The organism is Mycobacterium sp. IS-1496 (assembly GCF_001499995.1).
Lineage (GTDB): Bacteria > Actinomycetota > Actinomycetes > Mycobacteriales > Mycobacteriaceae > Mycobacterium.
Genome location: NZ_LQIU01000023.1, coordinates 154,875 through 178,973, shown reverse-complemented (window position 1 = coordinate 178,973; position 24,099 = coordinate 154,875). Strand labels below are relative to the sequence as shown.

Annotated in this window: 24 protein-coding genes; 17 read left to right on the top strand and 7 right to left on the bottom strand. The window is 69.6% G+C overall.

From position 1 onward, the window contains the following. Positions 1 to 8: 8 nt before the first annotated feature. Positions 9 to 1,163, top strand: coding sequence for a non-hydrolyzing UDP-N-acetylglucosamine 2-epimerase (gene wecB, locus AU195_RS13980; RefSeq protein ID WP_286149237.1), 1,155 nt, complete (start codon positions 9 to 11; stop codon positions 1,161 to 1,163). 170 nt (positions 1,164 to 1,333) lie between these two features. Here wecB and AU195_RS13975 read toward each other — a convergent pair whose 3' ends face one another. Together AU195_RS13975 and AU195_RS13970 are read right to left on the bottom strand one after the other, a co-directional pair. Then, a complete protein-coding gene (locus AU195_RS13975) occupies positions 1,334 to 2,065 on the bottom strand; it encodes a TIGR03089 family protein (protein ID WP_059159650.1) in 732 nt (243 codons plus the stop codon). Then, complete coding sequence (locus AU195_RS13970) at positions 2,053 to 3,528, bottom strand: LCP family protein (protein WP_059159649.1); 1,476 nt, start codon at positions 3,526 to 3,528, stop codon at positions 2,053 to 2,055. The genes AU195_RS13975 and AU195_RS13970 overlap by 13 nt, the downstream gene beginning before the upstream one ends. 79 nt (positions 3,529 to 3,607) lie before the next feature. Between AU195_RS13970 and rfbD the strand changes: the two genes are divergently transcribed. The 3 genes from rfbD to manB are packed head-to-tail and all read left to right on the top strand — an operon-like array spanning position 3,608 to position 6,488. Then, positions 3,608 to 4,471, top strand: coding sequence for a dTDP-4-dehydrorhamnose reductase (rfbD, locus tag AU195_RS13965; protein WP_059159648.1), 864 nt, complete (start codon positions 3,608 to 3,610; stop codon positions 4,469 to 4,471). A gap of 47 nt (positions 4,472 to 4,518) precedes the next feature. Next, positions 4,519 to 5,415, top strand: a complete 897-nt coding sequence (locus AU195_RS13960; protein WP_059159647.1) for a glycosyltransferase family 2 protein — start codon at positions 4,519 to 4,521, stop codon at positions 5,413 to 5,415. Next, positions 5,409 to 6,488, top strand: coding sequence for a mannose-1-phosphate guanylyltransferase (gene manB, locus AU195_RS13955; RefSeq protein WP_059159646.1), 1,080 nt, complete (start codon positions 5,409 to 5,411; stop codon positions 6,486 to 6,488). The genes AU195_RS13960 and manB overlap by 7 nt, the downstream gene beginning before the upstream one ends. Here manB and AU195_RS13950 read toward each other — a convergent pair. Genes AU195_RS13950 through cofD form a run of 3 tightly spaced genes read right to left on the bottom strand, consistent with a single transcriptional unit; the run spans position 6,470 to position 9,377 of the window. Further along, positions 6,470 to 7,024 carry an NUDIX domain-containing protein gene (locus tag AU195_RS13950; RefSeq protein ID WP_059159645.1) on the bottom strand — a complete coding sequence of 185 codons (555 nt, stop codon included), beginning with the start codon at positions 7,022 to 7,024 and terminating at the stop codon, positions 6,470 to 6,472. The genes manB and AU195_RS13950 overlap by 19 nt on opposite strands. Then, complete coding sequence (locus AU195_RS13945) at positions 7,021 to 8,385, bottom strand: coenzyme F420-0:L-glutamate ligase (RefSeq protein ID WP_059159644.1); 1,365 nt, start codon at positions 8,383 to 8,385, stop codon at positions 7,021 to 7,023. The genes AU195_RS13950 and AU195_RS13945 overlap by 4 nt, the downstream gene beginning before the upstream one ends. Then, on the bottom strand, positions 8,382 to 9,377 hold the full coding sequence (gene cofD, locus AU195_RS13940) for a 2-phospho-L-lactate transferase (RefSeq protein ID WP_059159643.1): 996 nt from the start codon (positions 9,375 to 9,377) through the stop codon (positions 8,382 to 8,384). Before cofD ends, AU195_RS13945 begins: the two co-directional genes overlap by 4 nt. A 425-nt stretch (positions 9,378 to 9,802) precedes the next feature. Between cofD and AU195_RS13935 the strand changes: the two genes are divergently transcribed. Next, positions 9,803 to 10,081, top strand: a complete 279-nt coding sequence (locus AU195_RS13935) for a WhiB family transcriptional regulator (RefSeq protein WP_172800576.1) — start codon at positions 9,803 to 9,805, stop codon at positions 10,079 to 10,081. Between the two features lie 20 nt (positions 10,082 to 10,101). Here the strand turns inward: AU195_RS13935 and AU195_RS13930 are convergent, their stop codons facing one another. Beyond that, positions 10,102 to 10,524 carry a metallopeptidase family protein gene (locus AU195_RS13930; RefSeq protein ID WP_011855006.1) on the bottom strand — a complete coding sequence of 141 codons (423 nt, stop codon included), beginning with the start codon at positions 10,522 to 10,524 and terminating at the stop codon, positions 10,102 to 10,104. A 133-nt stretch (positions 10,525 to 10,657) separates the two neighbouring features. Here AU195_RS13930 and AU195_RS13925 point away from each other — a divergent pair, with 133 nt between their 5' ends. From AU195_RS13925 to manA, 4 genes are all read left to right on the top strand, one after another. Further along, positions 10,658 to 11,080: a DUF3499 domain-containing protein gene (locus AU195_RS13925; RefSeq protein ID WP_059159641.1), complete on the top strand. Its 423-nt coding sequence runs from the start codon at positions 10,658 to 10,660 to the stop codon at positions 11,078 to 11,080. A gap of 94 nt (positions 11,081 to 11,174) precedes the next feature. Further along, on the top strand, positions 11,175 to 12,572 hold the full coding sequence (locus tag AU195_RS13920) for a phosphomannomutase/phosphoglucomutase (protein ID WP_059159640.1): 1,398 nt from the start codon (positions 11,175 to 11,177) through the stop codon (positions 12,570 to 12,572). Further along, a complete protein-coding gene (locus tag AU195_RS13915; protein ID WP_059159639.1) occupies positions 12,569 to 13,660 on the top strand; it encodes a hypothetical protein in 1,092 nt (363 codons plus the stop codon). Before AU195_RS13920 ends, AU195_RS13915 begins: the two co-directional genes overlap by 4 nt. A 4-nt stretch (positions 13,661 to 13,664) precedes the next feature. After that, on the top strand, positions 13,665 to 14,894 hold the full coding sequence (manA, locus tag AU195_RS13910; protein WP_059159638.1) for a mannose-6-phosphate isomerase, class I: 1,230 nt from the start codon (positions 13,665 to 13,667) through the stop codon (positions 14,892 to 14,894). Here manA and AU195_RS13905 read toward each other — a convergent pair. Continuing rightward, on the bottom strand, positions 14,891 to 16,279 hold the full coding sequence (locus AU195_RS13905; RefSeq protein ID WP_059159637.1) for an FAD-dependent oxidoreductase: 1,389 nt from the start codon (positions 16,277 to 16,279) through the stop codon (positions 14,891 to 14,893). The two genes, manA and AU195_RS13905, sit on opposite strands and share 4 nt — an antisense overlap. A gap of 76 nt (positions 16,280 to 16,355) precedes the next feature. Here AU195_RS13905 and AU195_RS13900 point away from each other — a divergent pair, with 76 nt between their 5' ends. From AU195_RS13900 to AU195_RS13865, 8 genes are all read left to right on the top strand, one after another. Further along, complete coding sequence (locus AU195_RS13900) at positions 16,356 to 17,828, top strand: amino acid permease (RefSeq protein WP_059159636.1); 1,473 nt, start codon at positions 16,356 to 16,358, stop codon at positions 17,826 to 17,828. Positions 17,829 to 17,900: 72 nt separating this feature from the next. After that, positions 17,901 to 19,178 (top strand): alkane 1-monooxygenase, encoded by a 1,278-nt coding sequence (locus tag AU195_RS13895; RefSeq protein WP_059159635.1) that lies wholly within the window; start codon positions 17,901 to 17,903, stop codon positions 19,176 to 19,178. After that, positions 19,175 to 19,339 carry a rubredoxin gene (locus tag AU195_RS13890; protein ID WP_059159634.1) on the top strand — a complete coding sequence of 55 codons (165 nt, stop codon included), beginning with the start codon at positions 19,175 to 19,177 and terminating at the stop codon, positions 19,337 to 19,339. Before AU195_RS13895 ends, AU195_RS13890 begins: the two co-directional genes overlap by 4 nt. 32 nt (positions 19,340 to 19,371) lie before the next feature. Then, positions 19,372 to 19,551, top strand: coding sequence for a rubredoxin (locus AU195_RS13885; RefSeq protein WP_059097680.1), 180 nt, complete (start codon positions 19,372 to 19,374; stop codon positions 19,549 to 19,551). Further along, on the top strand, positions 19,548 to 20,216 hold the full coding sequence (gene alkX, locus AU195_RS13880; RefSeq protein WP_059159633.1) for a TetR family transcriptional regulator AlkX: 669 nt from the start codon (positions 19,548 to 19,550) through the stop codon (positions 20,214 to 20,216). The genes AU195_RS13885 and alkX overlap by 4 nt, the downstream gene beginning before the upstream one ends. A 48-nt stretch (positions 20,217 to 20,264) precedes the next feature. Further along, entirely contained in the window at positions 20,265 to 21,734 is a 1,470-nt protein-coding gene (gene ahcY / locus AU195_RS13875; RefSeq protein ID WP_059159632.1) for an adenosylhomocysteinase, read from the top strand. Between the two features lie 137 nt (positions 21,735 to 21,871). Then, on the top strand, positions 21,872 to 23,137 hold the full coding sequence (locus tag AU195_RS13870; RefSeq protein ID WP_157531135.1) for a lipase family protein: 1,266 nt from the start codon (positions 21,872 to 21,874) through the stop codon (positions 23,135 to 23,137). Between the two features lie 100 nt (positions 23,138 to 23,237). Next, positions 23,238 to 24,053 (top strand): GAF domain-containing protein, encoded by an 816-nt coding sequence (locus AU195_RS13865; protein WP_059159631.1) that lies wholly within the window; start codon positions 23,238 to 23,240, stop codon positions 24,051 to 24,053. Positions 24,054 to 24,099: the final 46 nt, after the last annotated feature.

Here is a 24,099-nt window from a genome sequence, read left to right as displayed (position 1 = left end):
TGGGCGGCGTGACCGAAGTCCACCTGGTGGCGGGGACCCGCCCCGAAGCCATCAAGCTGGCGCCGCTGGTGCCCGCCCTGCGGGCACAGGGCATGACGCCGGTGTTCGTCGCCAGCGGCCAACATCCGACGATGGTTCATCAGGCGCTCGACGCGTTCGGCCTCGAACCGGACGTCACGCTGAGCATCGACCGCGGCAGCGGCAGTCAGGCCGAACTCATGGCCGCGCTGACCGTGCAGCTCGAAACCCATTGGCAGCAGCGAACACCCGCGGCCGTGGTGGTTCAGGGGGACACCACGACGGTGTTGGCCGCGGCGATGGTCGCCTTCTGGGCGAAGGTGCCGATCGCCCACGTCGAGGCGGGTCTGCGGTCACACGACCTGGCGGCGCCGTTCCCCGAGGAGGGCAACCGCAGGCTGGTCGGACAGATCAGCAGGCTGCATCTGGCGCCCACCGTGCAGGCGCGGGCCAACCTCGAACGGGAGGGCACCCGGCCTGGCGACATCGTCGTCACCGGCAACACCGTGATCGACGCGGTCCTCGGCATCGCCGCACGAAGCGGGCCCGTCGCCGACGCCCGCGTGGCGGAGTTCGTCGAGCGGGCCAGAGCCGGCCGCAGCCGGCTGGTGCTCGTGACGGCACACCGTCGCGAATCCTGGGGTGAGCCGCTCGACCGCGTACTGACCGCGGTCGCGCTGCTGCTCGACAAGTACTCCGACGTCGAGGTGGTGCTGCCTGCTCATCCCAATCCCGCTGTCGCGGCTCAGGTCCGGTCCGCGCTCGGCGCGCATCCCCGGGTGCTGGTCACCGAACCCCTGTCGTATCCGGTGCTCGTCGCGACGCTCGCCGCGGCCACCCTGGTGCTGTCGGATTCCGGGGGGATCCAGGAGGAGGCACCCAGTTTCGGTGTCCCCGTGATCGTCCTGCGGGAGGTCACGGAGCGGATGGAGGCCGTCGACGCGGGGTGCGCGGTACTCGTCGGCACCGACCGCGATGCGGTGCTGGGCAACGCCTGCCGTCTGCTCGACGACCCCGAAGAGCGGGCGGCGATGGTCTCGAAGGGAAACCCGTTCGGAGACGGGCGCGCGGCGGAACGGTCTGCCGCGGCGATCGCCTGGATGCTCGGGCGGACCGACCGGCCCCCGACGGAATTTCGCTTCTGACCGCCGCGGCGACGATTGTCAGGACGTGCGGTCGGCGGCCGGGGCGAGGGTCTCGATCGCCCGGGACGCCGACTGCTGCCGTCGCGGCACCGCGTTGAGCGCGTTGAACCCGCAGACGAAGGACGCCATCGACACGATGGTCCAGGCGTTGCCCACTGCCCAGCGGGAGCTCAGTTCAGTCCGCGGGTCACCTTCTCCATCGCCCGGCGGCGTTCCAACGCAGCCGGATCCGGATGCGCGACCTGGACCAGGGACCCGCCGACGGAGTAGACCGCCAGCAGCCGCTCGACCACGTCGTCGGCGCTGGCCCAGTCGGCGGTGGACAGCACCCGGTCCCGCGGCTGCAGACCGGCGGCGGTGGCGGCGCCGGCGGCCGCGGTGAGCACCTCGTCGACCGAACGTCCGCTCAGCGCCGGGCCCGGTGCGCGTTCGGGGGTGATCTGGTCGCCGTGCACCCGCACCGCCGTGGCGTAATCGGTGAGGCCCACCGGCAGATCGGGCACCGGCCTGCCGAACGGATCCAGCGACAACACGGCGATCTCACCCATCCCCGCCGCCGCGTCCGCCTCGTCGATGCGTTCGGCGGTGCACAGCGCGACGTCGGCCCCGTCCAGCTCGGGCGCGGCACCCACCAGCGCCTCCGCGCCGATCCACCACAGGCCGAACAGCACCGCCGCGGTCTGCCAGTGCGCGGGCAGCAAAATCGCCACCCGGCTCGCCGGCCCCGCCCCGAGTTCGTCGCGAAGGAGGTTGCCGGTCTTGGCCGCCCAGTTGGCCAGCGTCACATGGGAGACCTCGATGCGTTCGCCGGTCGCGTCGTCGTAATAGGTGATGCTCGGCCCGGCCGGGTCGGCGTCCAGCAGCGGCCCGAGCAGTGCCCCGGTGACAGTCAGTTCACACACTCCGGATCGTCGGAACCGGCGGTGATGATCTGCGGGGGTGGCGGCGGCGCGGCCGGATCGGTGGCCCCGGCGGCGACCGGGTCGGCGGTCAGCATCGTCGGGTCGGTGCCGTCGAGTCCGGAGCCGGGGCCGGTGTAGTCGTCGGCGAGCACGACCCGCACCGTGCCCGGTGCCACGGAACCGTCCTCCACAACGGTGAGCCCGCCCAGATCCTTCGAAACCGCTTGTGCGCCCAGGTCATCCGCCTTGGCGGCCTGAACCTGGCTGCCGTTGACGGCGGCGCCGCCCTCGAAGTTGCCCGTCGCGCCGGGGGTGAACCCCTTCTGCGACAGCACCGCCGACACCGAGGCGGCCAGACCGTTGATGTCGGTGGCGTTGACGACCTCCACGGTCGTCTTGTCCGGGGTGTACGCGAGTTCCTCGGTCTTGCCTTCGTCCTGTTCGTTGAGCAGGCCCGTCACCCACTCCTGAACGGCCGTGGGATCGACGCGCACCACACTCTGCATGCCGTCGTCGCTCCAGCCGTCCTCACGCAGCACCGGGATCGTGGCGAACGCGACGTTGCCGGCGGCCAGCTTCTGCAGCTGGTCCACGAAATCCATGATGTCCCAGCCGTCGGAGAGCACCACCGACCGCTGCACGGCCGCCTCCAGCCGGCTCAGCGTCGCAGGGCTGGACAACGTCTTGCTGGAGATCACCTCGTGGGCCAGCGACGCCATCACCGCCTGCTGGCGCGTCACCCGGTCGAGATCGCCGCGCGGCAGGTCGTGGCGCTGGCGCACGAAGCTCAAAGCCTGCGGCCCGTTGAGCTTCTGCCACCCGGCCGGGAAGTCCGCACCCGAAAGGGGTTCGTAGACAGGTTCTTTGAGGCAGACATCGACACCACCGAGGGCGTCGGTGATCAACGCGAAGCCCAGCAGCCCGATCTCGGCGTAGTGGTCCACGGTGACCCCGGTCAGGTTCGCCACCGTCTTGATCAACGCCTCCCGGCCGTCTTCGATCGCGAGCGGTTCGGCCTCGGCCGGGTCCATGCCCTGTACCTCGACGAGCTCCTTGAGCTTCTCGAGGTGCACCGACCCGTAGACACCGTTGATCTTCATCTTGCCCAGGTCGGGAGCCTGGACGTACGAGTCGCGCGGGATCGAGATGGCCGTGGCCGACTGCCCGTTGTTCGGGATGCGGATCAAGATGATCGTGTCGGTGTTGGTGGACACGTCGTTACCGGCGCGCAGGGTCGCCAGCTCCTCCTGCGACAGCGGGTTGCCGTGAGCGTCGGTCCGGCTGTCGGACCCCACCAGCAGGACGTCGATCGCACCGTCCTCGCCGCCTTCGCCGAGCGCCGGAGAGCTGATGTGGTTGATGCCCTCTTCGAAAGACCGAATCCGGCTCCAGGCCACACCGGTCCCGAGCACCACGGCAAGGGCGACCGTCACGGCGACGGCACGAAGGACTCGAGCGGGCATCAGCCCAGGTTACTGGCGAGGGCAGCGCAGACGGGGTAGCGATCGTCGGCGCGCCAGGCCGCGTGTCAAACTCACACGCATGCCGCAACGACTCGTGATCACCGGTGCCGGCGGCATGGTCGGGCGCATCCTGGCTGCTCAGGCCCGGCGCCAGGGGCGTGACGTGCTGGCGCTCGCGTCGGCCGACTGTGACATCACCGATCCCGGCGCGATCGCGCACCGGGTCGCCGAGGGCGACGTGGTGGTCAACTGCGCGGCGTTCACCGACGTCGACCGCGCCGAATCCGAGCCCGACCGGGCGCATGCGGTCAACGCCGTCGGCCCGGGCAACCTCGCGACCGTCTGCGCGCGCGTCGGCGCCGGCCTGGTCCACGTGTCGACGGACTATGTGTTCAGCGGCGACTTCGCCGGGGCGCCGCCGCATCCCTACGAGATCGACGATGCGCCGGACCCGCTGAGCGTGTACGGGCGCACCAAGCTCGCCGGCGAGCGTGCGGTGCTCGACGCGCTTCCGCACGGTCACGTGGTGCGCACCGCGTGGGTCTACGAGGGCGCCGACGGCACCGACTTCGTCGCCGCGATGCGCCGCAAGGCCCTCGGTACGGACACCGTCGAGGTGGTGGCCGACCAGATCGGTTCACCCACCAGCGCGCACGACCTCGCCGGGGCGCTGCTCGAGATCGCCGACGGGGGAGTCCGCGGGCCGGTGCTGCACGCCGCCAACGACGGCCAGGCCAGCCGCTTCGACCAGGCCCGCGCGGTCTTCGAGACCGTGGGCGCCGACCCCGACCGGGTGCGGCCGGTCGGTGGTGACCGCTTTCCGCGCCCGGCCCGACGGCCCGCGTATTCGGCGCTGTCCGGCTCCGGGTCGGCGGCGTGTGGCCTGACCCCGCTCCGCCCGTGGCGTGAGGCGCTGGTCTCTGCCCTGCACGAGGGCCGGTGACGTGCCGCTACCCTCTACGCCGTGCTGCGTGAACGGGTGGTCGCCGGATGAGTGACCAATTGGTCGTCATCACGGTGACGTACTCACCGGGCCCGCACCTCGACCGGTTCCTGGCCACGCTGGCGCATGCCACCGATCGGCCGGTCTCGGTCGTGATGGCCGACAACGGGTCCACCGACGGCGCTCCGGAGCAGGCGCTGCAGCGGTATTCCAACATCCGGCTGCTGCGCACCGGCGGCAACCTCGGCTACGGCACCGCGGTCAACCGGGCGGTCGCCTCGATCGAACAGGGCGTCGACCCCGACTGCTCGGAATTCCTGATCGTCGCCAACCCGGATGTGCAGTGGGGTCCGCGCTCCATCGACCTGCTGCTGGAGGCCGCGGACCGGTGGCCGCGGGCCGGCGCCCTCGGACCGCTGATCCGCGACCCCGACGGTTCGGTGTATCCGTCGGCGCGCCACCTGCCCAGCCTCATCCGCGGCGGGATGCACGCCGTGGTGGGCCCGTTCTGGCGGTCCAACCCGTGGACCGCGGCCTACCGCCAGGACCGCGCCGAGCCCAGCGAACGTCCGGTGGGCTGGTTGTCGGGGAGCTGCCTGCTGCTGCGCCGCTCGGCGTTCGCACAGATCGGCGGGTTCGACGAGCGGTACTTCATGTACATGGAGGACGTCGACCTCGGTGATCGACTCGGCAAGGCCGGGTGGCTCAACGTGTACGTGCCGTCGGCGGAGATCCTGCACGACAAGGGGCATTCGACCGGTCGGGACCCGGCCCGCAACCTGGCCGCCCATCACCGCAGCACCTACACTTTCTTGTCTGATCGGTACCCTCGCCGGTGGCAGGCGCCGCTGCGGGGAGCGATGAAGGGCGCGCTGGCCGTGCGAGCGGGTCTGGTGGTGCGCAAAGCTCGGCGAGCTCAGGCCAAGGGGGGTACGTCATGGTGAATCCGGCGCAGGTCGACGCCGTCGTGCTGGTGGGCGGGCAGGGCACCCGCCTGCGCCCGCTGACGCTGTCGGCGCCCAAACCGATGCTGCCGACGGCCGGGCTGGCGTTCCTGACCCACCTGCTGTCCCGCATCGCCGCGGCGGGCATCGAACACGTCATACTCGGGACGTCCTACAAGGCGGACGTCTTCGAGGCCGAGTTCGGCGACGGGTCGAAGCTGGGCCTGCAGATCGAGTACGTCTTCGAAGCCGAGCCGATGGGCACCGGCGGCGCGATCGCCAACGTCGCCGAGAAACTGCGCTACGACACCGCGATGGTGTTCAACGGCGATGTGCTCTCGGGGTGCGATCTGCGCGCGCTGCTGGACAGCCACGTGAGCAAGGACGCCGACGTCACGCTGCACCTCGTGCGGGTGGGTGACCCGCGGGCGTTCGGATGCGTGCCGACCGACGGCGACGGCGTGGTCACCGCGTTCCTGGAGAAGACGCAGGATCCGCCGACCGATCAGATCAACGCCGGCTGTTACGTCTTCAAGCGTTCGGTGATAGACCGCATCCCGCGCGACCGCGCCGTGTCGGTGGAGCGTGAGGTGTTCCCCAACCTGCTCTCGGACGGTCTGCGCGTCTGCGGTTACGTCGACGCGACGTACTGGCGCGACATGGGCACCCCGGAGGATTTCGTGCGTGGTTCGGCCGACCTGGTGCGTGGCATCGCACCGTCGCCGGCCCTGCAGGGGCACCGCGGCGAGGAACTCGTGCACGACGGCGCGGCCGTCGGGCCCGGCGCGCTGCTGATCGGCGGCACCGTGGTGGGTCGCGGCGCCGAGGTCGGCGCGGGTGCCCGCCTCGACGGTGCGGTGATCTTCGACGGTGTGCGGGTGGGTGCCGGTGCGGTGATCGAGCGGTCCATCATCGGGTTCGGCGCGCGGATCGGCCCGCGCGCCCTCATCCGCGATGCCGTGATCGGCGACGGCGCCGACATCGGCGCACGCTGTGAGTTGTTGCGCGGGGCGCGGGTGTGGCCGGGTGTGAAGATCCCCGACGGCGGCATCCGCTACTCCACCGACGTCTGACCCCGCCGCCGCGCCTCCGCGGCCAGCTGCGCCAGCCCGAAGTCGGTGTCCGGTGGGAGCCCGTCGAGGGGCCACCACCGCAGGTCCAGGGACTCCTCCGAGCGGGCGATGCGTGCGCCCTGCGGTGCGCGCACCAGGAACTGCAGGTCGAGGTGACGGGTGGGCACGCCGAGCGAGCAGGTCACCGGATGCACGTGGACGGCCGCGAGGCGCGGATCGATGTCGAGCCCGGTGATCCCGGATTCCTCGGCGGCCTCGCGCAGTGCGGCGGCGACGATGTCCGGGTCGTCGGGCTCACAGTGTCCGCCCAACTGCAGCCAGCGGCCGAAGCGCGGGTGCAGCGTCAGCACCGCATGGGTGCCGGTGTGGTCGAGCACCAGCGCGGAGGCGGTGACATGGCCGGGCACGCAGGAACGCAGGCACCCGTCGGGGCGCGCGGCGAGGAACGCGATCACCGCGTGCCGCAACGAATCCTGCGCCGGGTCGGGAGCGGCCCAGTCGGTCAGGATCTCGACCGTCGACGCGTGCAGAGTCACCGGCGCACCAGAAGTCCTTCTGGGAGAACAGGATCGCGCGGGCCCTGCGGTTCGGCGGGGTAGCCGACCGCCACGGCTCCCAACGGTTCCCACTCTGCGGGCAGGTCCAGTTCCTCACGCACCACGTCCGCGGCGAAGATCGTCGAGCCGACCCAGCAGCTACCCACCTCCCGGACCGCCAGTGCGACGAGGAACGCCTGGACGGCGGCCCCCACCGCAACGGTGAACATGGTGTGTTCGGCGGCGGTCCTGGCCGCGTCGGGGTATTCGTGCGCACCGTCGGGCACCAGGAACGGGATGACGAGTTCCGGTGCGTCGTAGAGGATCTGACCGCGAGCCAGCCGGCGCTCGACGGCATCGGCGGACAGGCCGTCGGCCTGCAGATCGCCGCGCCAGCGGTCTCTCATCCGGTCGAGCAGCCGGGTCCGCACGGTGTGTTCGGCCACCCAGACGAAGCGAACGGGCCGGGTGTGGTGCGGGGCCGGTGCGGTGAGCGCTTCGGCGACGGCGTCGGTGACGATCTGCGCGGGAACCGGGTCGGCGGTGAACCGGCGCACCGAACGGCGCAGGAGCTGCGCCTGGGCGCGCCCCAGGGCCATCGCCTCCTCGGTGCCCAGCCAGAAGAGGTCGTCCTCGCCGGGGCGAAGCAGATCGCGTGCGGTGGATCCGTTGTCCGCCAACGTCAGTCCGCGGACCACGGCCACGGGGATGCCGGTGAGTTTTCCCTTGACCAGGTCCGCGGCGGCGGCGATCTCGTCGGCGACGGCGACTTCGGTGACCAGCAGCTCGTTGCCGTGGGCATCGCGGGCGCCGGCGTATCCGTGCAGCACGCTCAGGCCCGCGGCGCCGATCGCCGCATCGATCTGGCCGTTGCGCCACGCGCGTCCCATGGTGTCGGTGATGACGATTCCGACCGTGACGCCGAGTCGTTCGGCGAGGCCGGTCCGCAGACGCGCGGCGCTTCCGTCCGGGTCGACCGGCAGCAGGGCGAGTTCGGTCGTCTCGACGTTGGACCCGTCGACTCCGGCCGCCGCCTGGATGAGACCGATGCCGTTCTCCGTGATCAGTGTGCGTCCCTTGCGGGCGAGCACACGCACCGCCTCGTCGTCGACGAGTCTGCGGCGCAACGCATCCCGCTCCTCGGGATCTTCCGGTGCGGTGACGATGCGGCCCTCGCACTTGGACACCACCTTGCTGGTGACCACCACGACGTCACCGTCGCGCAGCCACGGTGCCGCGGTCGCCAGCGCCGCGGCCAGGTCGTCGCCGGGCCGGAACTCCGGCAACCCGGGCACCGGCAGGAGTTCGACCGCCGCGGCCGAGCCGTGGTCGGTCCCTGCGGCGGAGTCCGGCCGGGTCACAGCGGCACCCCGGCCAGTCGCACCCCGGCGCGCACCATGTCGGCGGTGGTCGCCGGATCCGTCATCAGCAGCGGTACCGCGGCGACCTCCACGCCGTCGATCTGCGCGGTGTCGCCCTCGTGCACCAGCCATCCGTCGAGGATGCCGGTGCCCGACCGGGCTCCGTAGTGACGGCCGACCGCTTCGGAGGTCGATGCGACGCCGATCACCGACAGGCACTCATCGGCCATGCCGCGCAGGGGTTTTCCGGCGACGATGGGTGAGTAGCCGATGATCTTGGCCGGTGTCGACCGCAGGGCGCCTCGGATGCCGGGGATGGCGAGGATGGAGCCGATGCTGACCACCGGGTTCGAGGGCGCCAGCAGTACCACGTCGGCGCCGGCGATGGCCTCGGTGACGCCGGGCGCGGTGGCGGCCTTCTCGGCTCCGACGAAGGCGAAGCTGTGGGTGGGCACCTTCGCCCGGTACCGCACCCACCACTCCTGGAAGTGGACGGCGCGCCGCTCACCGGTATCGGGGTCGGTGATCACCACGTGGGTCTCGCTGCGGTCGTCGCTGGCGGGCAGCAACCGGGCACCCGGCTTCCATCGGGCACACAACGCCTCGGTGACCTCGGACAGCGGAAAACCCGCGCGCAGCATCTGGCTGCGCACCAGATGGGTGGCCAGGTCGCGGTCGCCGAGTCCGAACCAGTCCGGTTGGACGCCGTAGGCGGCGAGTTCTTCCTTGGCGTGCCAGGTTTCGTCGCGATGGCCCCACCCGCGCTCGGGGTCGATACCGCCGCCCAGGGTGTACATGCAGGTGTCGAGGTCCGGACAGATCCGCACACCGAACATCCATGTGTCGTCACCGACGTTGACCACCGCGGTCAACTCGTGGCCGGGGGAGTCCTGCGCACCGTCGGGGGCGAACCGGCCCAGACCGAGCAGGTGCTGCACGCCGAGCAGGAACCGTGCCCCACCGACGCCGCCGACCAGAACCGTCACCTTCACATCGAACGAGACTAGGCGCTCGCCCGCCGCGAGGTGGCACCGCTGTCCGCACCCGGGTGGCGGGCAACGTCACGGGCGGGACACGCCGAGATTTCCGACGCGCCGCAGAAGTGTCACGAGGTGGTATGAATTCCTGTTCCAGCGCTTGACCGCAGCCTCCCGCCCGTGTGTAATCACACCAGTGTCATTTCCCGGTTGGCCAGCCGATTTCGGTGTCGCAGACCGAGATTCGATCACTTGTTCGAATTGAGCCGGCCCTTCAGTACCGAGTGGGGCCACGTGGATCTACGACACCGAGTGAGGAGGGGCGGGAAATGTCTTTTGAGCAAAGCGAATTCGATCGCGTAGTCCGGTTCGACAGCCGGCTACTCGGCTCCGTCGGCGGGGCGCCACACACCGACACCGGAGCCGCACCGATCGAGGCCATGGGAAGGCCTCAGCTGAGTCTGGTTCCGGAACGCGTCGAGGCCGAACCCGAGGACGCCGACGATCTGTGGCAGGAGCGCGCCCTGTGCGCTCAGACCGATCCCGAGGCGTTCTTCCCCGAGAAGGGTGGTTCGACTCGCGAGGCGAAGCGGATCTGCATGGGCTGCGAGGTCCGGGACGAGTGCCTCGACTACGCGCTGGCCCACGACGAGCGCTTCGGGATCTGGGGCGGGCTCTCCGAGCGCGAGCGCCGTCGCCTCAAGCGCGGCATCATCTGACCCCTCCTGCGGGGGGCGCCTCAATCGTCGTCGATCGTCGGGTCGATGACGGAGGGTTCGACCCCCAGATATGTGGCCACCTGAGCCACGAGCACCTCATGCAATAGCTCGGCGAGTTCGTCGGAGTCCTTGGCCCGACGCTCGATCGGCTTCCTGAACAACACGATTCGCGCCCGCGTGGAGTTACCGCGGACATCGACGCCGGCCGGTATCAACCGGGCCAGCGCCACCGGCCCATCGGCCACCACCTCGGGCGGCCACTGCACACTCTCGGGATCCTTCGGCGCCATGCGCGGGATCTCGTCCACGGCGACGTCCAGTCCGGACACCCGGTCCTGCCACCGCCGCTCGATCGGTTCGTAGGCCTCCAACACCGCCATGTCGAACCGCTCGGCCCGGCTGCGCCACCCGGGCACCGTCGGCGGGAGAAGCGGGCCGCGCATCTCGCGACCGCGGCGTGATCTCCAGCGGTTGGGCTCGGCCACGGTCACCGATCGTAACGGTTGGCTATCGGCGGGTCCGCCGCTGCGCGTGTCCGGCACCACGCGGCGTTTGTCCCGCGATAGCCTTCCGTTCGTGAATGTTCCCCGTCGCTGCTGCAGGCCCGGGTGCCCCCACTATGCGGTGGCGACGCTGACGTTCGTCTACTCCGACTCCACCGCTGTCGTCGGCCCGCTGGCCACCGTGTCCGAACCGCACTCCTGGGACCTGTGTGTGGGCCACGCCGGCCGGATCACCGCGCCGCGCGGGTGGGAACTGGTCCGCCACGCCGGACCGTTGCCCTCGCACTCCGACGACGACGAGCTCGTCGCCCTGGCCGACGCGGTCCGGGAGGGCCGCGACGCGACGGCACCCGCCCGCGGCGGAGTCGTCCCCGGATTCTCCGACCCCACGAGCGGCGCCCAGAGCGGGGCGTTGCTGGCGCCCCCCGTGCGGCGGCCCGAGCCGACCGGACGCCGACGCGGCCACCTGCGCGTGCTCCCCGACCCCGCCGAATGACTCCGAACCGCCCCGCATAGGGCGTCATAGCTTCGCGAACGATCCCTCCGGTGCGGATAGGCTGACGGAAACGTCCCCGACTCCAAGGAGTTGTATGTCTAGGCCGGCTGCGGCGGTGCATCGCGTCATCAAGGCGTATGACGTACGTGGCCTGGTCGGCGAGGAACTCGACGAGGCCTTCGTGGCCGACGTCGGCGGAGCGTTCGCACGGCTGGTCGCCGACGGCGCCCACCAGGTCGTGATCGGCCACGACATGCGGTCGAGTTCTCCCGCGCTGTCGGAGGCCTTCGCCGAGGGTGTGCTCGCGCAGGGCCTCGACGTGGTCCGCATCGGGCTGGCGTCCACCGATCAGCTGTACTTCGCCTCGGGGTTGCTGGACTGCCCCGGGGCCATGTTCACCGCCAGCCACAACCCGGCCGCCTACAACGGCATCAAACTGTGCCGCGCGGGGGCCAAACCGGTCGGCCGTGACACCGGGCTCGCGCAGATCGCCGAGCAGGTCATCGACGGCGTACCCGCCCATGACGGGCCCCGCGGCAGCGCATCCGAGCGCGACGTGCTGTCCGACTACGGCACATTCCTCCGGTCGCTGGTGGAGATCTCCGGGCGGCGTCCCCTGCGCGTCGCCGTCGACGCCGGTAACGGGATGGCCGGGCATACGACGCCTGCGGTCCTCGGCCCCATCGAGGCGGTCACCCTGCTGCCGCTGTTCTTCGAACTCGACGGCACCTTCCCCAACCACGAGGCCAACCCACTGGACCCGGCCAACCTGATCGACCTGCAGGCCTTCGTGCTCGAGACCGGCGCCGACATCGGACTGGCCTTCGACGGTGACGCCGACCGCTGCTTCGTCGTCGACGAGAAGGGGCGGGCGGTGTCGCCCTCGGCGGTGACCGCGCTGGTGGCCGGCCGCGAACTCCGCCGGGAGATCGGCGCGACGGTCATCCACAACCTGATCACCTCGCGTGCGGTCCCCGAACTGGTCGCCGAACGCGGCGGCACTGCGGTGCGCTCGCGCGTCGGGCATTCCTACATCAAGGGACTGATGGCCGAGACCGGGGCGATCTTCGGCGGCGAACACTCCGCCCACTACTACTTCCGGGACTTCTGGGGCGCCGACTCCGGAATGCTCGCCGCGCTGCACGTGCTGGCCGCGCTCGGCGAACAGGATCGTCCGCTGTCGGATTTCATGGCCGACTACCAGCGTTACGAGGCGTCCGGCGAGATCAACTTCACCGTCGCCGACGCGCCCGCGTGCGTGGAGGCGGTGCTCAAGTCCTTCGGCACCCGCATCCACTCGATCGACCACCTCGACGGGGTGACGGTCGACCTCGGCGGGGGCCGGTGGTTCAACCTGCGCACCTCCAACACCGAACCGTTGCTGCGCCTCAACGTCGAGGCGCGCACGGCCGAGGAGGTCGACGAGGTGGTCGGGCAGGTCTCCGAGACCGTTCACGCCCAGAACGCCGAACAAGGCGGGACATCGACGTGACCGGATCATCGGCTGCCGTGGTGGACCTCGACGACGGCGAGGCCCTGCTGGCCGCCGACCGCGACGGTCTGCTGAGGGCGGCCGCGATGGCCGGTGCACAGGTGCGCGCGACGGCGGCCGCGCTCGACGAGGGCCTGCTCGAGTCACTGCGCTCGGGTCAGCCGCCGCGCACCGTGATCTGGGTTGCGGGTCGTGGCACGGCCGAGACCGCCGGCGCGGTGCTGGCCGCCGCGTTCGGCGCCGTCGTCGCCGCCCCGATCGTGACGGTGGCCGCGGCGCCGCCCTGGATCGGCGCGCTCGACGTGATCGTGGTCGCCGGTGACGACCCCGCCGATCCCGCGCTGGTGTCGGCGGCCGCGACAGGCGTGCGTCGCGGGGCCCGCGTGGTGGTGGTCGCTCCCTACGAGGGGCCGCTGCGTGATGCGACGGCCGGGCGCGCGGTCGCGCTCGCACCACGTCTGTGGGTGCCCGACGACTTCGGGTTGTCGCGTTACCTCGCGGCTGGCCTGGCCGTCCTGCAGGTCGTCGACCCCGGCCTGCGGGTGGACCTCGGCGAACTCGCCGACCAACTCGACGCCGAGGCGCTGCGCAACAGCGCGGGCCGTGACCTGTTCACCAATCCCGCCAAGGCGCTGGCCGAACGCATCTCGGGACGCGACGTCGTCCTCGCGGGTGACACCGCGACCACGCTCGCGCTGGCCCGGCACGGCGCGGCGGTGCTGCTGCGGGTCGCGCAGGAGACGGTGGCCGCGGTCGGCCTCGGCGACGTGCTGGTGGCGCTGCGGAACGGATTCGGCGCGGCCGGGGCGGGCGGCGCCGGAGCGTCGCTGTTCCACGACGAGGAACTCGACGGGCCACTGCCACGACGCGTGCGCACGGTCGTGCTGACCACCGATGCGGAGCGCCCGACGGTGTCGGCGCGGGTCAGCGGATACGACGACGTCGACGTGATCAACGCCGAAGACGTACCCGACGGACCGGAGCCAGGAGGGGCTGCGGCCGTCGGCAGGGGGATGGAACAGGAATTGGCGAAACTGGCGGTGCGGTTGGAGATGACCGCGGTCTACCTGCGACTGGTTCGAGGTTGATCGGGTGCATCTGCTGAGGGGAGCGGTGCGGACCTATGCCTGGGGTTCGCGGACGGCGATCGCCGAATTCACCGGAAGGCCAAGTCCGACAGCGCATCCGGAGGCGGAGCTGTGGTTCGGCGCCCACCCTGGGGATCCGGCCTATCTCCAGGACGAGGGCGGCGAGGTCTCGCTGCTCGAGGCGCTGCGCGACGACCCCGACGGCCAGCTGGGCGCCGCGGTCGTCGACCGGTTCGGTGAGACGCTGCCGTTCCTGGTGAAGGTGCTCGCCGCCGACGAGCCGTTGTCGCTGCAGGCTCACCCGAGCGCGCAGCAGGCCGCCGAGGGCTACGACCGCGAGGAGCGGCTCGGGATCCCGGTGTCGGCGCCGATGCGCAACTACCGCGACCGCAGCCACAAACCCGAGTTGCTGGTCGCCCTCGACCGGTTCGAGGCGCTGGCCGGGTTCCGTCCGGTCCCGCGCACCGTCGAGCTGATGCGGGCACTCGGAGTGCCCGAACTGGACCCGTTCGTCAACCTGCTGCACGGGCAGTCCGAACCCGACGGACTGCGTGCCCTGTTCACCACCTGGATCACCGCACCCCAGCCGCACCTCGACGTGCTGGTGCCCGCGGTGCTCGACGGGGCGATCGACTACATCCGCGCCGGGCAGACCGAATTCGCGGCCGAGGTCAAGACGGTGCTCGAACTCGGCGAACGCTATCCGGGGGACGCCGGAGTGCTCGCCGCGATGCTGCTCAACCGGATCACGCTGAGCCCGGGGGAGGGGATATACCTGCCCGCCGGGAACCTGCACGCCTATCTGCACGGTGTGGGTGTGGAGGTCATGGCCAACTCCGACAACGTGTTACGCGGTGGGTTGACGCCCAAGCACGTCGACGTCCCCGAACTGCTTCGGGTCCTCGACTTCACGCCGACCCCCGACCTCGTGCTACGGCCCGAGATCGCCAGGGAGGGAATCGAATACGAATACCGCACCCCGGCGCCGGAGTTCGCGGTGTCGGTGCTGCGCCTTCACGGTGAGAACGTCGGCCACGAGGTGGACGCACCGTCGCCGCACGACGGCCCCCAGGTGCTCGTGTGCACTGAGGGCGGCGCGGAGGTGCACGCCAAGGGCGGCGACGTCCTGACCCTGCAGCGAGGTGCGGCGGCCTGGGTGACCGCCGACGACAGCCCCGTCCAGTTGCTCGCCGCCGTGCCGACGACCGTATTCCGGGTCACCGTCGGGATCTAGCGGGTCGCGACGAGTTCGCGCTCACGCGCGCGCCGCGTGGTGGCCCGCTTCTCCGCCAGCCACAACCGCATGTTGTGGCCGATGGTGCGTCCGACCAACCGCGGCGAGGGAACCATGTAGAGACTGTCGAGCAGGCTGAACCGCCGCAGGAACCACTCCGCCAGCACCGGATCGGTCTCCGCGGCGCCGAGGAACTGATCGAACAGGGCGCCCACCGGTCCGTACCACTTGGGCATCGGGCCGCTCGCGCGGTGCAGCGTCAGATCGCCGATCGCGTTCATCTGCCATACCGGGAACGTGGTCTTGGCCGTCGCCTTGCTCAGTGCACGCGCCAGTTCCGGCTCGGGGCGCTGCAACGCCCGGCGCAGATGACCCGCCTGCAGCGAGGTCATCGTCATGCCCTGACCGAAGGTGGGGTTGAAGCTCACGACCGCGTCGCCGAAGGGCACGATGCCCGCGGGAAACCGGTCCAATTTGTCGTAGCGACGCCAGCGACTGGTCGGGTACTTGTGAAAGGCCATGTCGCCCAGTGGAGTCCCGGCGCGCACGGCGGAGGCGACGTGTGCGGGCAGCATCGTGTCGACCAGGTCGCAGATCTCGGCGAAGTTCTGCGGGGGCGCCACCTTGCCGACACCGAACGTCGTGATGTTCCAGTTGCCGTCCTCGTAGAACAGCATTCCGACGCCCACCGGCCGTTCGGTCGACGCGCCTGCGACCACCACCTTCTCGGCCAGCAGCCCCTCGGGGATGTGGACCTGCTGGGTGGCGTAGGCGATGCCGACGTCGACGGTGTCCTCGGGCGGGCGCTCGAAACCCCACTGCGTCAACCACACCGGCAGCCGGGTGCCGCGACCGGTGGCGTCGACGACGAGGTCGGCCGCCACCTTCTCCTGCGCGCCGTCGGCGTCGAGCAGCACACCGGTGACGCGCTGGGCAACGGGATCGAAGACCGGTTCGCCGACCGACCGCTGTTCGACGGTCACGTTCGGGATCGCCATGGTGCGCCGACGGATCTGCCATTCCAGCTGCGGGCGGCTGGGGACGTAGGCGGTGAACTCGTCGCGCAACGTGTGCCGGGTGCCCAGCACATGTCCGGCCGCGCCGAAGTGGATGCAGTCCGGCCGGTTCTCCAGGATCGGCACGCCCTCGGCGACCATGCCGTCGAGCAGGCCCGGATACAGGCTCTCGAACTCCTGGGCCCCGCGGGCCATGAGCAGGTGGACGTGGCGACCCTGCGGCACCGCCGCCCGGTTGACCGGCTGGTCCGGCAGGTCGTCGCGTTCGTAGACGGTCACCCGGTCGTAGAAATCGGACAGCACGCGCGCTGCGCACATTCCCGCGATGCTGCCCCCGACGACGATCGCGTGTTTAGTACTCCGCCCCATCGGTGCACAGTACTCGGTACTGTCCCCGAATCCAGGCCCTCAACTCGCATCGCGACCCATCCGAAAGGGAAACGTCATGGCCGGTAGATGGCGCACGAAATCCGTCGAGCAGTCGATCGCCGACACCGACGAGCCGGGGACCAGGCTTCGCAAGGACCTGAGCTGGTGGGATCTGACGGTTTTCGGCGTGTCGGTCGTGATCGGCGCCGGCATCTTCACCATCACCGCGTCGACGGCGGGCAACCTCACCGGCCCGGCGATCTCGATCTCGTTCGTGATCGCCGCGATCGCGTGCGGGCTGGCGGCGCTGTGCTACGCCGAGTTCGCCTCGACGGTGCCCGTGGCCGGCAGCGCGTACACGTTCTCGTACGCCACCTTCGGCGAATTCATGGCCTGGATCATCGGGTGGGACCTGATCCTGGAGTTCGCCGTGGCCGCCGCGGTGGTGGCCAAGGGCTGGTCGAGCTACCTCGGGACGGTGTTCGGCTTCGGCGGTGGGGTCGCGAACTTCGGCGGGTTCGAGGTGGACTGGGGAGCGCTGGTGATCATCGCCGTCGTCACGCTGTTGCTGGCCCGTGGGACCAAACTCTCCGCGGAAGTCAGCCTGATCATCACCGTCATCAAGGTGGCGGTCGTGCTGTTGGTGGTCGTCGTCGGGTCGTTCTTCATCAAGGCCGCCAACTACTCGCCGTTCATCCCGCCCGCCGAATCCGGTGAGGGCGGCACCGGTTCGGAGCAGTCGTTGTTCTCGTTGATCACCGGCGCGGAGGGCAGCTCCTACGGCTGGTACGGCCTGCTCGCCGGCGCGTCGATCGTGTTCTTCGCGTTCATCGGCTTCGACATCGTGGCCACCACCGCGGAGGAGACCAAGAACCCGCAGCGCGACGTCCCCCGCGGCATCCTCGCCTCGCTGGCGATCGTCACCGTCCTGTACGTGGCCGTCGCCGTGGTCCTGTCCGGCATGGTGTCCTACACGCAACTGCGCGATGCGGGCAGCGGGGCGAACCTCGCGACGGCCTTCGAGGCCAACGGCGTCGACTGGGCGGCGACCGTCATCTCCATCGGCGCGCTGGCCGGTCTCACCACCGTGGTGATCGTGCTCATGCTGGGGCAGACGCGGGTGCTGTTCGCGATGTCGCGCGACGGTCTGCTGCCACGTCAGCTGGCCCAGACCGGTGAGCACGGCACCCCGGTGCGTATCACCGTGATCGTCGGTGTGGTCGTGGCGGTCGCCGCGACGGTGTTCCCGATCGGCAAGCTCGAGGAGATGGTCAACATCGGCACGCTCTTCGCGTTCGTGCTGGTGTCGGCCGGGGTGATCGTGCTGCGGCGCACCCGCCCGGACCTCAAGCGCGGTTTCAAGGCGCCGTTCGTGCCGGTGCTGCCGATCGCCGCGATCATCGCCTGCGTGTGGCTGATGCTGAACCTGACCGGCCTGACCTGGATGCGGTTCCTCATCTGGATGGCGATCGGCGTGGTCGTCTACTTCCTCTACGGCCGTCGGCATTCGCTGCTCGGACAGCGGGAGCGGGAAGCGGTCACCGAGTAACCTGTTTTACAAAAAGATGCTCTGTGTCTAGACAGCGGACAAACCCGCTTCTATAGTCAAGTCATCGCCGTGATGACTCACTTGGAGGTGGCTGTGACCGCAGACCCGCAAGCCCTCGACACCGCCCAGTGGCGTGACCGCAAGCGCTACCTGTGGCTCATGGGCCTGATCGCCCCGACCGCACTGTTCGTCATGCTGCCTGTGGTGTGGGCGCTCAACCAGCAGGGATGGCACGCGGCCGCCGCCGCCCCGTTCTGGATCGGGCCGATCCTGCTGTACGTCCTGCTGCCCGCCCTCGATCTGCGGTTCGGCCCCGACGGGCAGAACCCGCCCGACGAGGTGATGGAACGGCTGGAGAACGACAGGTACTACCGCTATTGCACCTACGCCTACATTCCCTTCCAGTACGCCAGCGTGGTCCTCGGCGCCTACCTGTTCACCGCCCCGGACCTGGGATGGCTGGGCTTCGACGGCGGCCTGGGCTGGCCGGCGAAGATCGGCCTGGCGCTGTCGGTCGGTCTGCTCGGCGGCGTCGGCATCAACACCGCACACGAACTCGGCCACAAGAAGGACTCGCTGGAACGCTGGCTGTCGAAGATCACGCTGGCGCAGACCTGCTACGGCCACTTCTACATCGAGCACAACCGCGGACACCACGTCCGGGTCGCGACGCCCGAGGACCCCGCCTCGGCGCGGTTCGGTGAGACGTTCTGGGAATTTCTGCCGCGCAGCGTCTTCGGCTCGCTCAAGTCGGCGTGGGAGCTGGAGGCGAAGAGGCTCGAGCGCAGCGGGCGGAGCAGGTGGCACTGGTCCAACGACGTCCTCAACGCCTGGGCGATGTCGGTGGTGTTCTACGGCGCGCTGGTCGCGGTGTTCGGCTGGGCGGTGCTCCCGTACATCGTCATCTCGGCGGTGTTCGGCTTCACGCTGCTCGAGACGGTCAACTACCTCGAGCACTACGGGCTGCTGCGGCAGATGACCGCGAGTGGTCGCTACGAGCGCTGCGCGCCGGTGCACAGCTGGAACTCCGACCACATCGTGACCAACCTGTTCCTCTATCACCTGCAGCGGCACAGCGATCACCACGCCAACCCCACCCGCCGCTACCAGACGCTGCGCAGCATGGAAGGCGCGCCGAACCTGCCGAGCGGGTACGCGTCGATGATCGCGCTGACGTACTTCCCGCCGCTGTGGCGCCGCGTGATGGACCACCGGGTGCTCGAGCACTACGGCGGCGACATCACCCGGGTCAACGTCCATCCCCGCGTGCGCGACAAGGTACTGGCCAGGTATCGCGACGAGCGCGTGCGCGAGGAGCCGGCAGGTGGGGCGGCCGGGGACGCCCGGTGAGCGCCTACCGGTGCCCGGGCTGCGGCTACGTCTACGACGAGGTCAGCGGCGCTCCCCGGGAGGGCTTCGCGGCGGGGACGCCGTGGAGCGAGATCCCCGAGGACTGGGGCTGCCCGGACTGCGCGGTGCGCGAGAAGGTCGACTTCGAACCGGTGCCCTGAGCGCAGGGCCGACGGATACGAGAGGAAATACCATGGACTACAAGCTGTTCGTCTGCGTGCAGTGTGGATTCGAGTACGACGAGGCCAAGGGATGGCCGGAGGACGGCATCGCCCCGGGCACCCGTTGGGACGAGATTCCCGACGACTGGAGCTGCCCGGACTGCGGCGCGGCGAAGTCGGACTTCGAGATGGTGGAGGTCGCCCGGGGATGACCGCTAGGGTCGCGCGTGTGGTTTCCCGCGCACGCGTGCCCTACGCCGAGGCGTCGAGGGTGCTGCTGCGCGACTCGATCCTCGACGGAATGCGCGAACTGCTGGGCACCCGCGACTGGTCGTCCATCACGCTGACCGACGTGGCCAAGGCGGCCGGGATCAGCCGCCAGACCATCTACAACGAATTCGGCTCGCGGCAGGGGCTGGCCCAGGGGTACGCGCTGCGCCTGGCGGACCGCCTCGTCGACGCGGTCGACGACGCCATCGAAAGCAACGTCGGCGAGGTGTACGCCGCCTTCCTCGAGGGGTTCCGCGCCTTCTTCACCGAGTCGGCCGCCGATCCGCTGGTGATCTCGCTGCTGTCCGGGGACTCGAAGCCGGACCTGTTGCAGATCATCACCACCGACAGCGGGCCGATCATCACCCGGTGCTCGGACCGGTTGACGTCGACCTTCCGGCACAGCTGGGTCAAGGCCAGCGACGAGGACGCCGGAATCCTCGCCCGCGCGATCGTGCGCCTGGCCATGAGCTACGTCTCCATGCCCCCGGAGGCCGACCACGATGTGGCCGGTGACCTGGCCCGGCTCATGACACCCTTTGCGGAGCGCTACGGTGTTATCGAGCAGGATCCGCGGCTGGCGAAGACGCACCGCCCCGATCGCTAATCTGAAACTCAGCTAAGTAATTGCGACGCGCGCACGAAAAGGAAACACATGACCACGACTGAGCAGCGACTGACGGTCGAGAGCCGCAACGGCATCGACTACAAGGTCGCCGACCTGTCCCTGGCCGAGTTCGGCCGTAAAGAAATCCGCCTGGCCGAGCACGAGATGCCGGGCCTGATGGCGCTGCGGCGCGAATACGCCGAGGTGGCGCCGCTCAAGGGCGCCCGCATCTCCGGATCCCTGCACATGACGGTGCAGACGGCGGTGCTCATCGAGACCCTGGTCGCCCTCGGTGCCGAGGTCCGCTGGGCGTCGTGCAACATCTTCTCGACCCAGGACCACGCGGCCGCCGCGGTCGTCGTCGGGCCGCACGGCACCCCCGAGGAGCCCAAGGGCACCCCGGTCTTCGCCTGGAAGGGCGAGACGCTGGAGGAGTACTGGTGGGCCGCCGAGCAGATGCTGACCTGGCCGGGCGAGCCGGCCAACATGATCCTCGACGACGGCGGTGACGCCACGATGCTGGTGCTGCGCGGTGCGCAGTTCGAGAAGGCCGGCGTGGTCCCGCCCGCCGAGGACGACGACTCCGCCGAGTACCGGGTCTTCCTCAACCTGCTGCGTGAGCGGTTCGAGACCGACAAGACCAAGTGGACGAAGATCGCCGAGTCGGTCAAGGGTGTCACCGAGGAGACGACCACCGGTGTGCTGCGGCTGTACCAGTTCGAGGCCGCGGGTGAGTTGCCTTTCCCGGCCATCAACGTCAACGACTCGGTGACCAAGAGCAAGTTCGACAACAAGTACGGCACCCGCCACTCCCTGATCGACGGCATCAACCGCGGCACCGACGTGCTGATCGGCGGCAAGAAGGTGCTGATCTGCGGCTACGGCGACGTGGGCAAGGGCTGCGCGGAGTCGCTGGCCGGCCAGGGCGCCCGCGTGCAGGTCACCGAGATCGACCCGATCAACGCGCTGCAGGCGCTGATGGACGGCTTCGACGTGGTGACGGTGGAGCAGGCGATCGGCAGCGCCGACATCGTCATCACCTCGACGGGCAACAAGGACATCATCACCCTCGACCACATGAAGGCGATGAAGGACAAGGCCATCCTCGGCAACATCGGCCACTTCGACAACGAGATCGACATGGCGGCCCTGGAGCGTTCGGGTGCCACGCGGATCAACATCAAGCCGCAGGTCGACGAGTGGACCTTCGACGACGGCCACTCGATCGTCGTCCTGTCCGAGGGCCGTCTGCTGAACCTGGGCAACGCGACGGGCCACCCGTCGTTCGTGATGAGCAACAGCTTCTCCAACCAGGTGATCGCGCAGATCGAGCTGTGGACCAAGAACGACGAGTACGACAACGCGGTCTACCGGCTCGCGAAGCATCTCGATGAGAAGGTCGCCAAGATCCACGTCGAGGCGCTCGGTGGCACGCTGACCAAGCTCACCAAGGAGCAGGCGGAGTACATCAACGTCGACGTCGAGGGCCCGTACAAGCCGGAGCACTACCGGTACTGAGTTCACTGCGCCGAACGTGCGCTCACGGCGAGAATCTTCAAGATTTCTCGCGGTGGGCGCACGTTCGGAGTTAGGGTCTGCCCGTGGGGCGGGGAATCCGGATCGTTTGCGTCGTGCTGTGCCTGCTCACCGTCGCGATGACGGCGTCGCCCGTGGCGAATGCCGACGATCCGACGATCGACGACCATCACCCGTACTTCAACGAGGACGAGTACCAGGCGTTCTACACCCCACCGGACCCGTTGCCGCCGGGTGCCCCCGGCGATCTGATCCGCACCGAGCCTTCGCGGCTGGTACTCGAACCGTCCGGCGCGCTCGGCATGATCATGGCGAACGGTACGCGAATCATGTACCGCAGCAACGACGCTCGAGGCAACCCGGTGGCCGTCACCGGAACGTACTTCGAACCGCACAACCCGTGGCCCTTCGGTGGACCGCGCCCGCTGATCGTCTACGGGCCGGGCACCCAGGGCCAGGGTGACCAGTGCGCGCCGTCGCGACAGTTCAACCAGGGCATCCACTGGTCGCCCTATCTGGACATCGCGTTCAACTACGAGGAGTTGTTCGTCGCGACCATGGTGGCGCGGGGGTTCGCGATCGTCATGACCGATTACGAGGGCCTCGGCACACCGGGTCTGCACACCTACGTCAGCCGCGTCTCGCAGGGCCATGCGATGCTCGACGCGGCCCGGGCGGCGAAGCGGCTACCCGACACCTCGCTGAGTCCCGATGGGCCCGTGGCCTTCTGGGGCTATTCGCAGGGTGGGGGAGCGGCCGCATCCGCCGCAGAGATGGCACAGGGATACGCACCGGAGGTCGACGTCGTCGGAACCTATGCGGGCGCGCCGCCGGCCGACCTCAAGGCGCTGTTCCCCTTCGCCGACGGCAGCATGCTGGTCGGCGTCGTCGGCTATGCGCTGAACTCGGTGATCACCGCCTACCCCGAACACGAGGCGGCGATCCGGGCGACACTCACGCCGCGCGGCGCGGACATGCTGTTCAAGGTGCAGGACCAGTGCATCGCCGAGACGATCACGAAATTCATGTTCCGGCACCTGCAGCCGTACTTCAACCAGGACATCCACCAGCTGGTCGAACAGGAACCGTTCAGGTCGCTGTTCGACGAGCAGAAGTTGGGGCGGTCCAAGCCCAACGCGCCGGTGTTGATCAACGCCAACAGGTTCGACCCGCTGGTGCCGTGGGCGCCGGCGATGCAGCTCGGCCGGGACTGGTGTGCGCAGGGCGCCGACGTGGAGGCGCGCACGAACGAGCAGCCGCCGTTTCTGAACAAGGCCGTGGTCAACCACGGGCTGCCGATGTTCGTCGACGGTGAGCCCGCGATGCAGTGGATCGCCGACCGGTTCAAAGGCGTGCCGACGGCGCCGAACTGCGGGCGGATCTGACCCGCGAACTGACGCGGATCTTACGGGTGGGTGAACGCCGTTTCGTGCCGAGAACCCCGGGGTACTGAGAGCTCACATTCATTTGCGGAGAGGGCGTGGGATGGCCGACGTGCATATCGGTGACGAGCAGACGTTCGACGAGTCGGCGCTGGTGGCGCCGATCAATCTGATCTCGCACGCCGTCGTGCGCAACGCCGTCACCCGGCTGCAGGACGACCATGAAATCATCAACGCCGATACGGCTTTTCGTGCGCTGCTGACCGTGTCGAAGCGCTACGACGTGAAGCTCCGGCATCTGTCGGCAGCGGTCGTCAACGCTGACGCGGGAACCCGCATCCCCGCGAGCGCGCCGGCGCTGTCGTTCTCGCTGCGGGGCCGCGGTACGGCTCCGAGGCGGTCCGACGTATTCGCCGATCTCGTCACCACCGCCGTCGAGCTCTTCTCCGCCACGTCGGCGGCCGTGCAGTTGCGAGACGCCGCGTTCGGTGGGGTGTGCATCGAGAGCCACACCGGTCTGCCCGAGCAGTTCCGCCACCACTTCAGCTTCGTGGAGGACGAGGGCTCGGCCGCCGGGTACGCCACCGCGCACTGCGAGGTCGTGCGGGTCGACGACGTCGCGGTCTCCCCGCTGTACGGCTTCACCGACATGGAGGTGCTCGCTGCCTCCGGTGTGCAGGCCGAGATCGCGGTGCCGATGTGCGACGAGGACGGCCGCAACTGGGGTGCGGTGACGGTGATGTTCGATTCCCGCCGCCCGCGTATCGACCCGTTCGCCGTCGAAATGTTGCACGGGCACGCCGATTCGTGCGCGCAGTGGCTGCGGTGGTACGACAGCGCGGTCATGCCGAAGCTGGTCGCGGCCGTGCACGACGTCGCGGTGTCGCTCGTCGCCGGGGCGGGTGCGGTCTCGGCGTAGACCGCAGAGGTGCCGTAGAGTCGGCTGTCGCGAAAGCGGTTGTTGG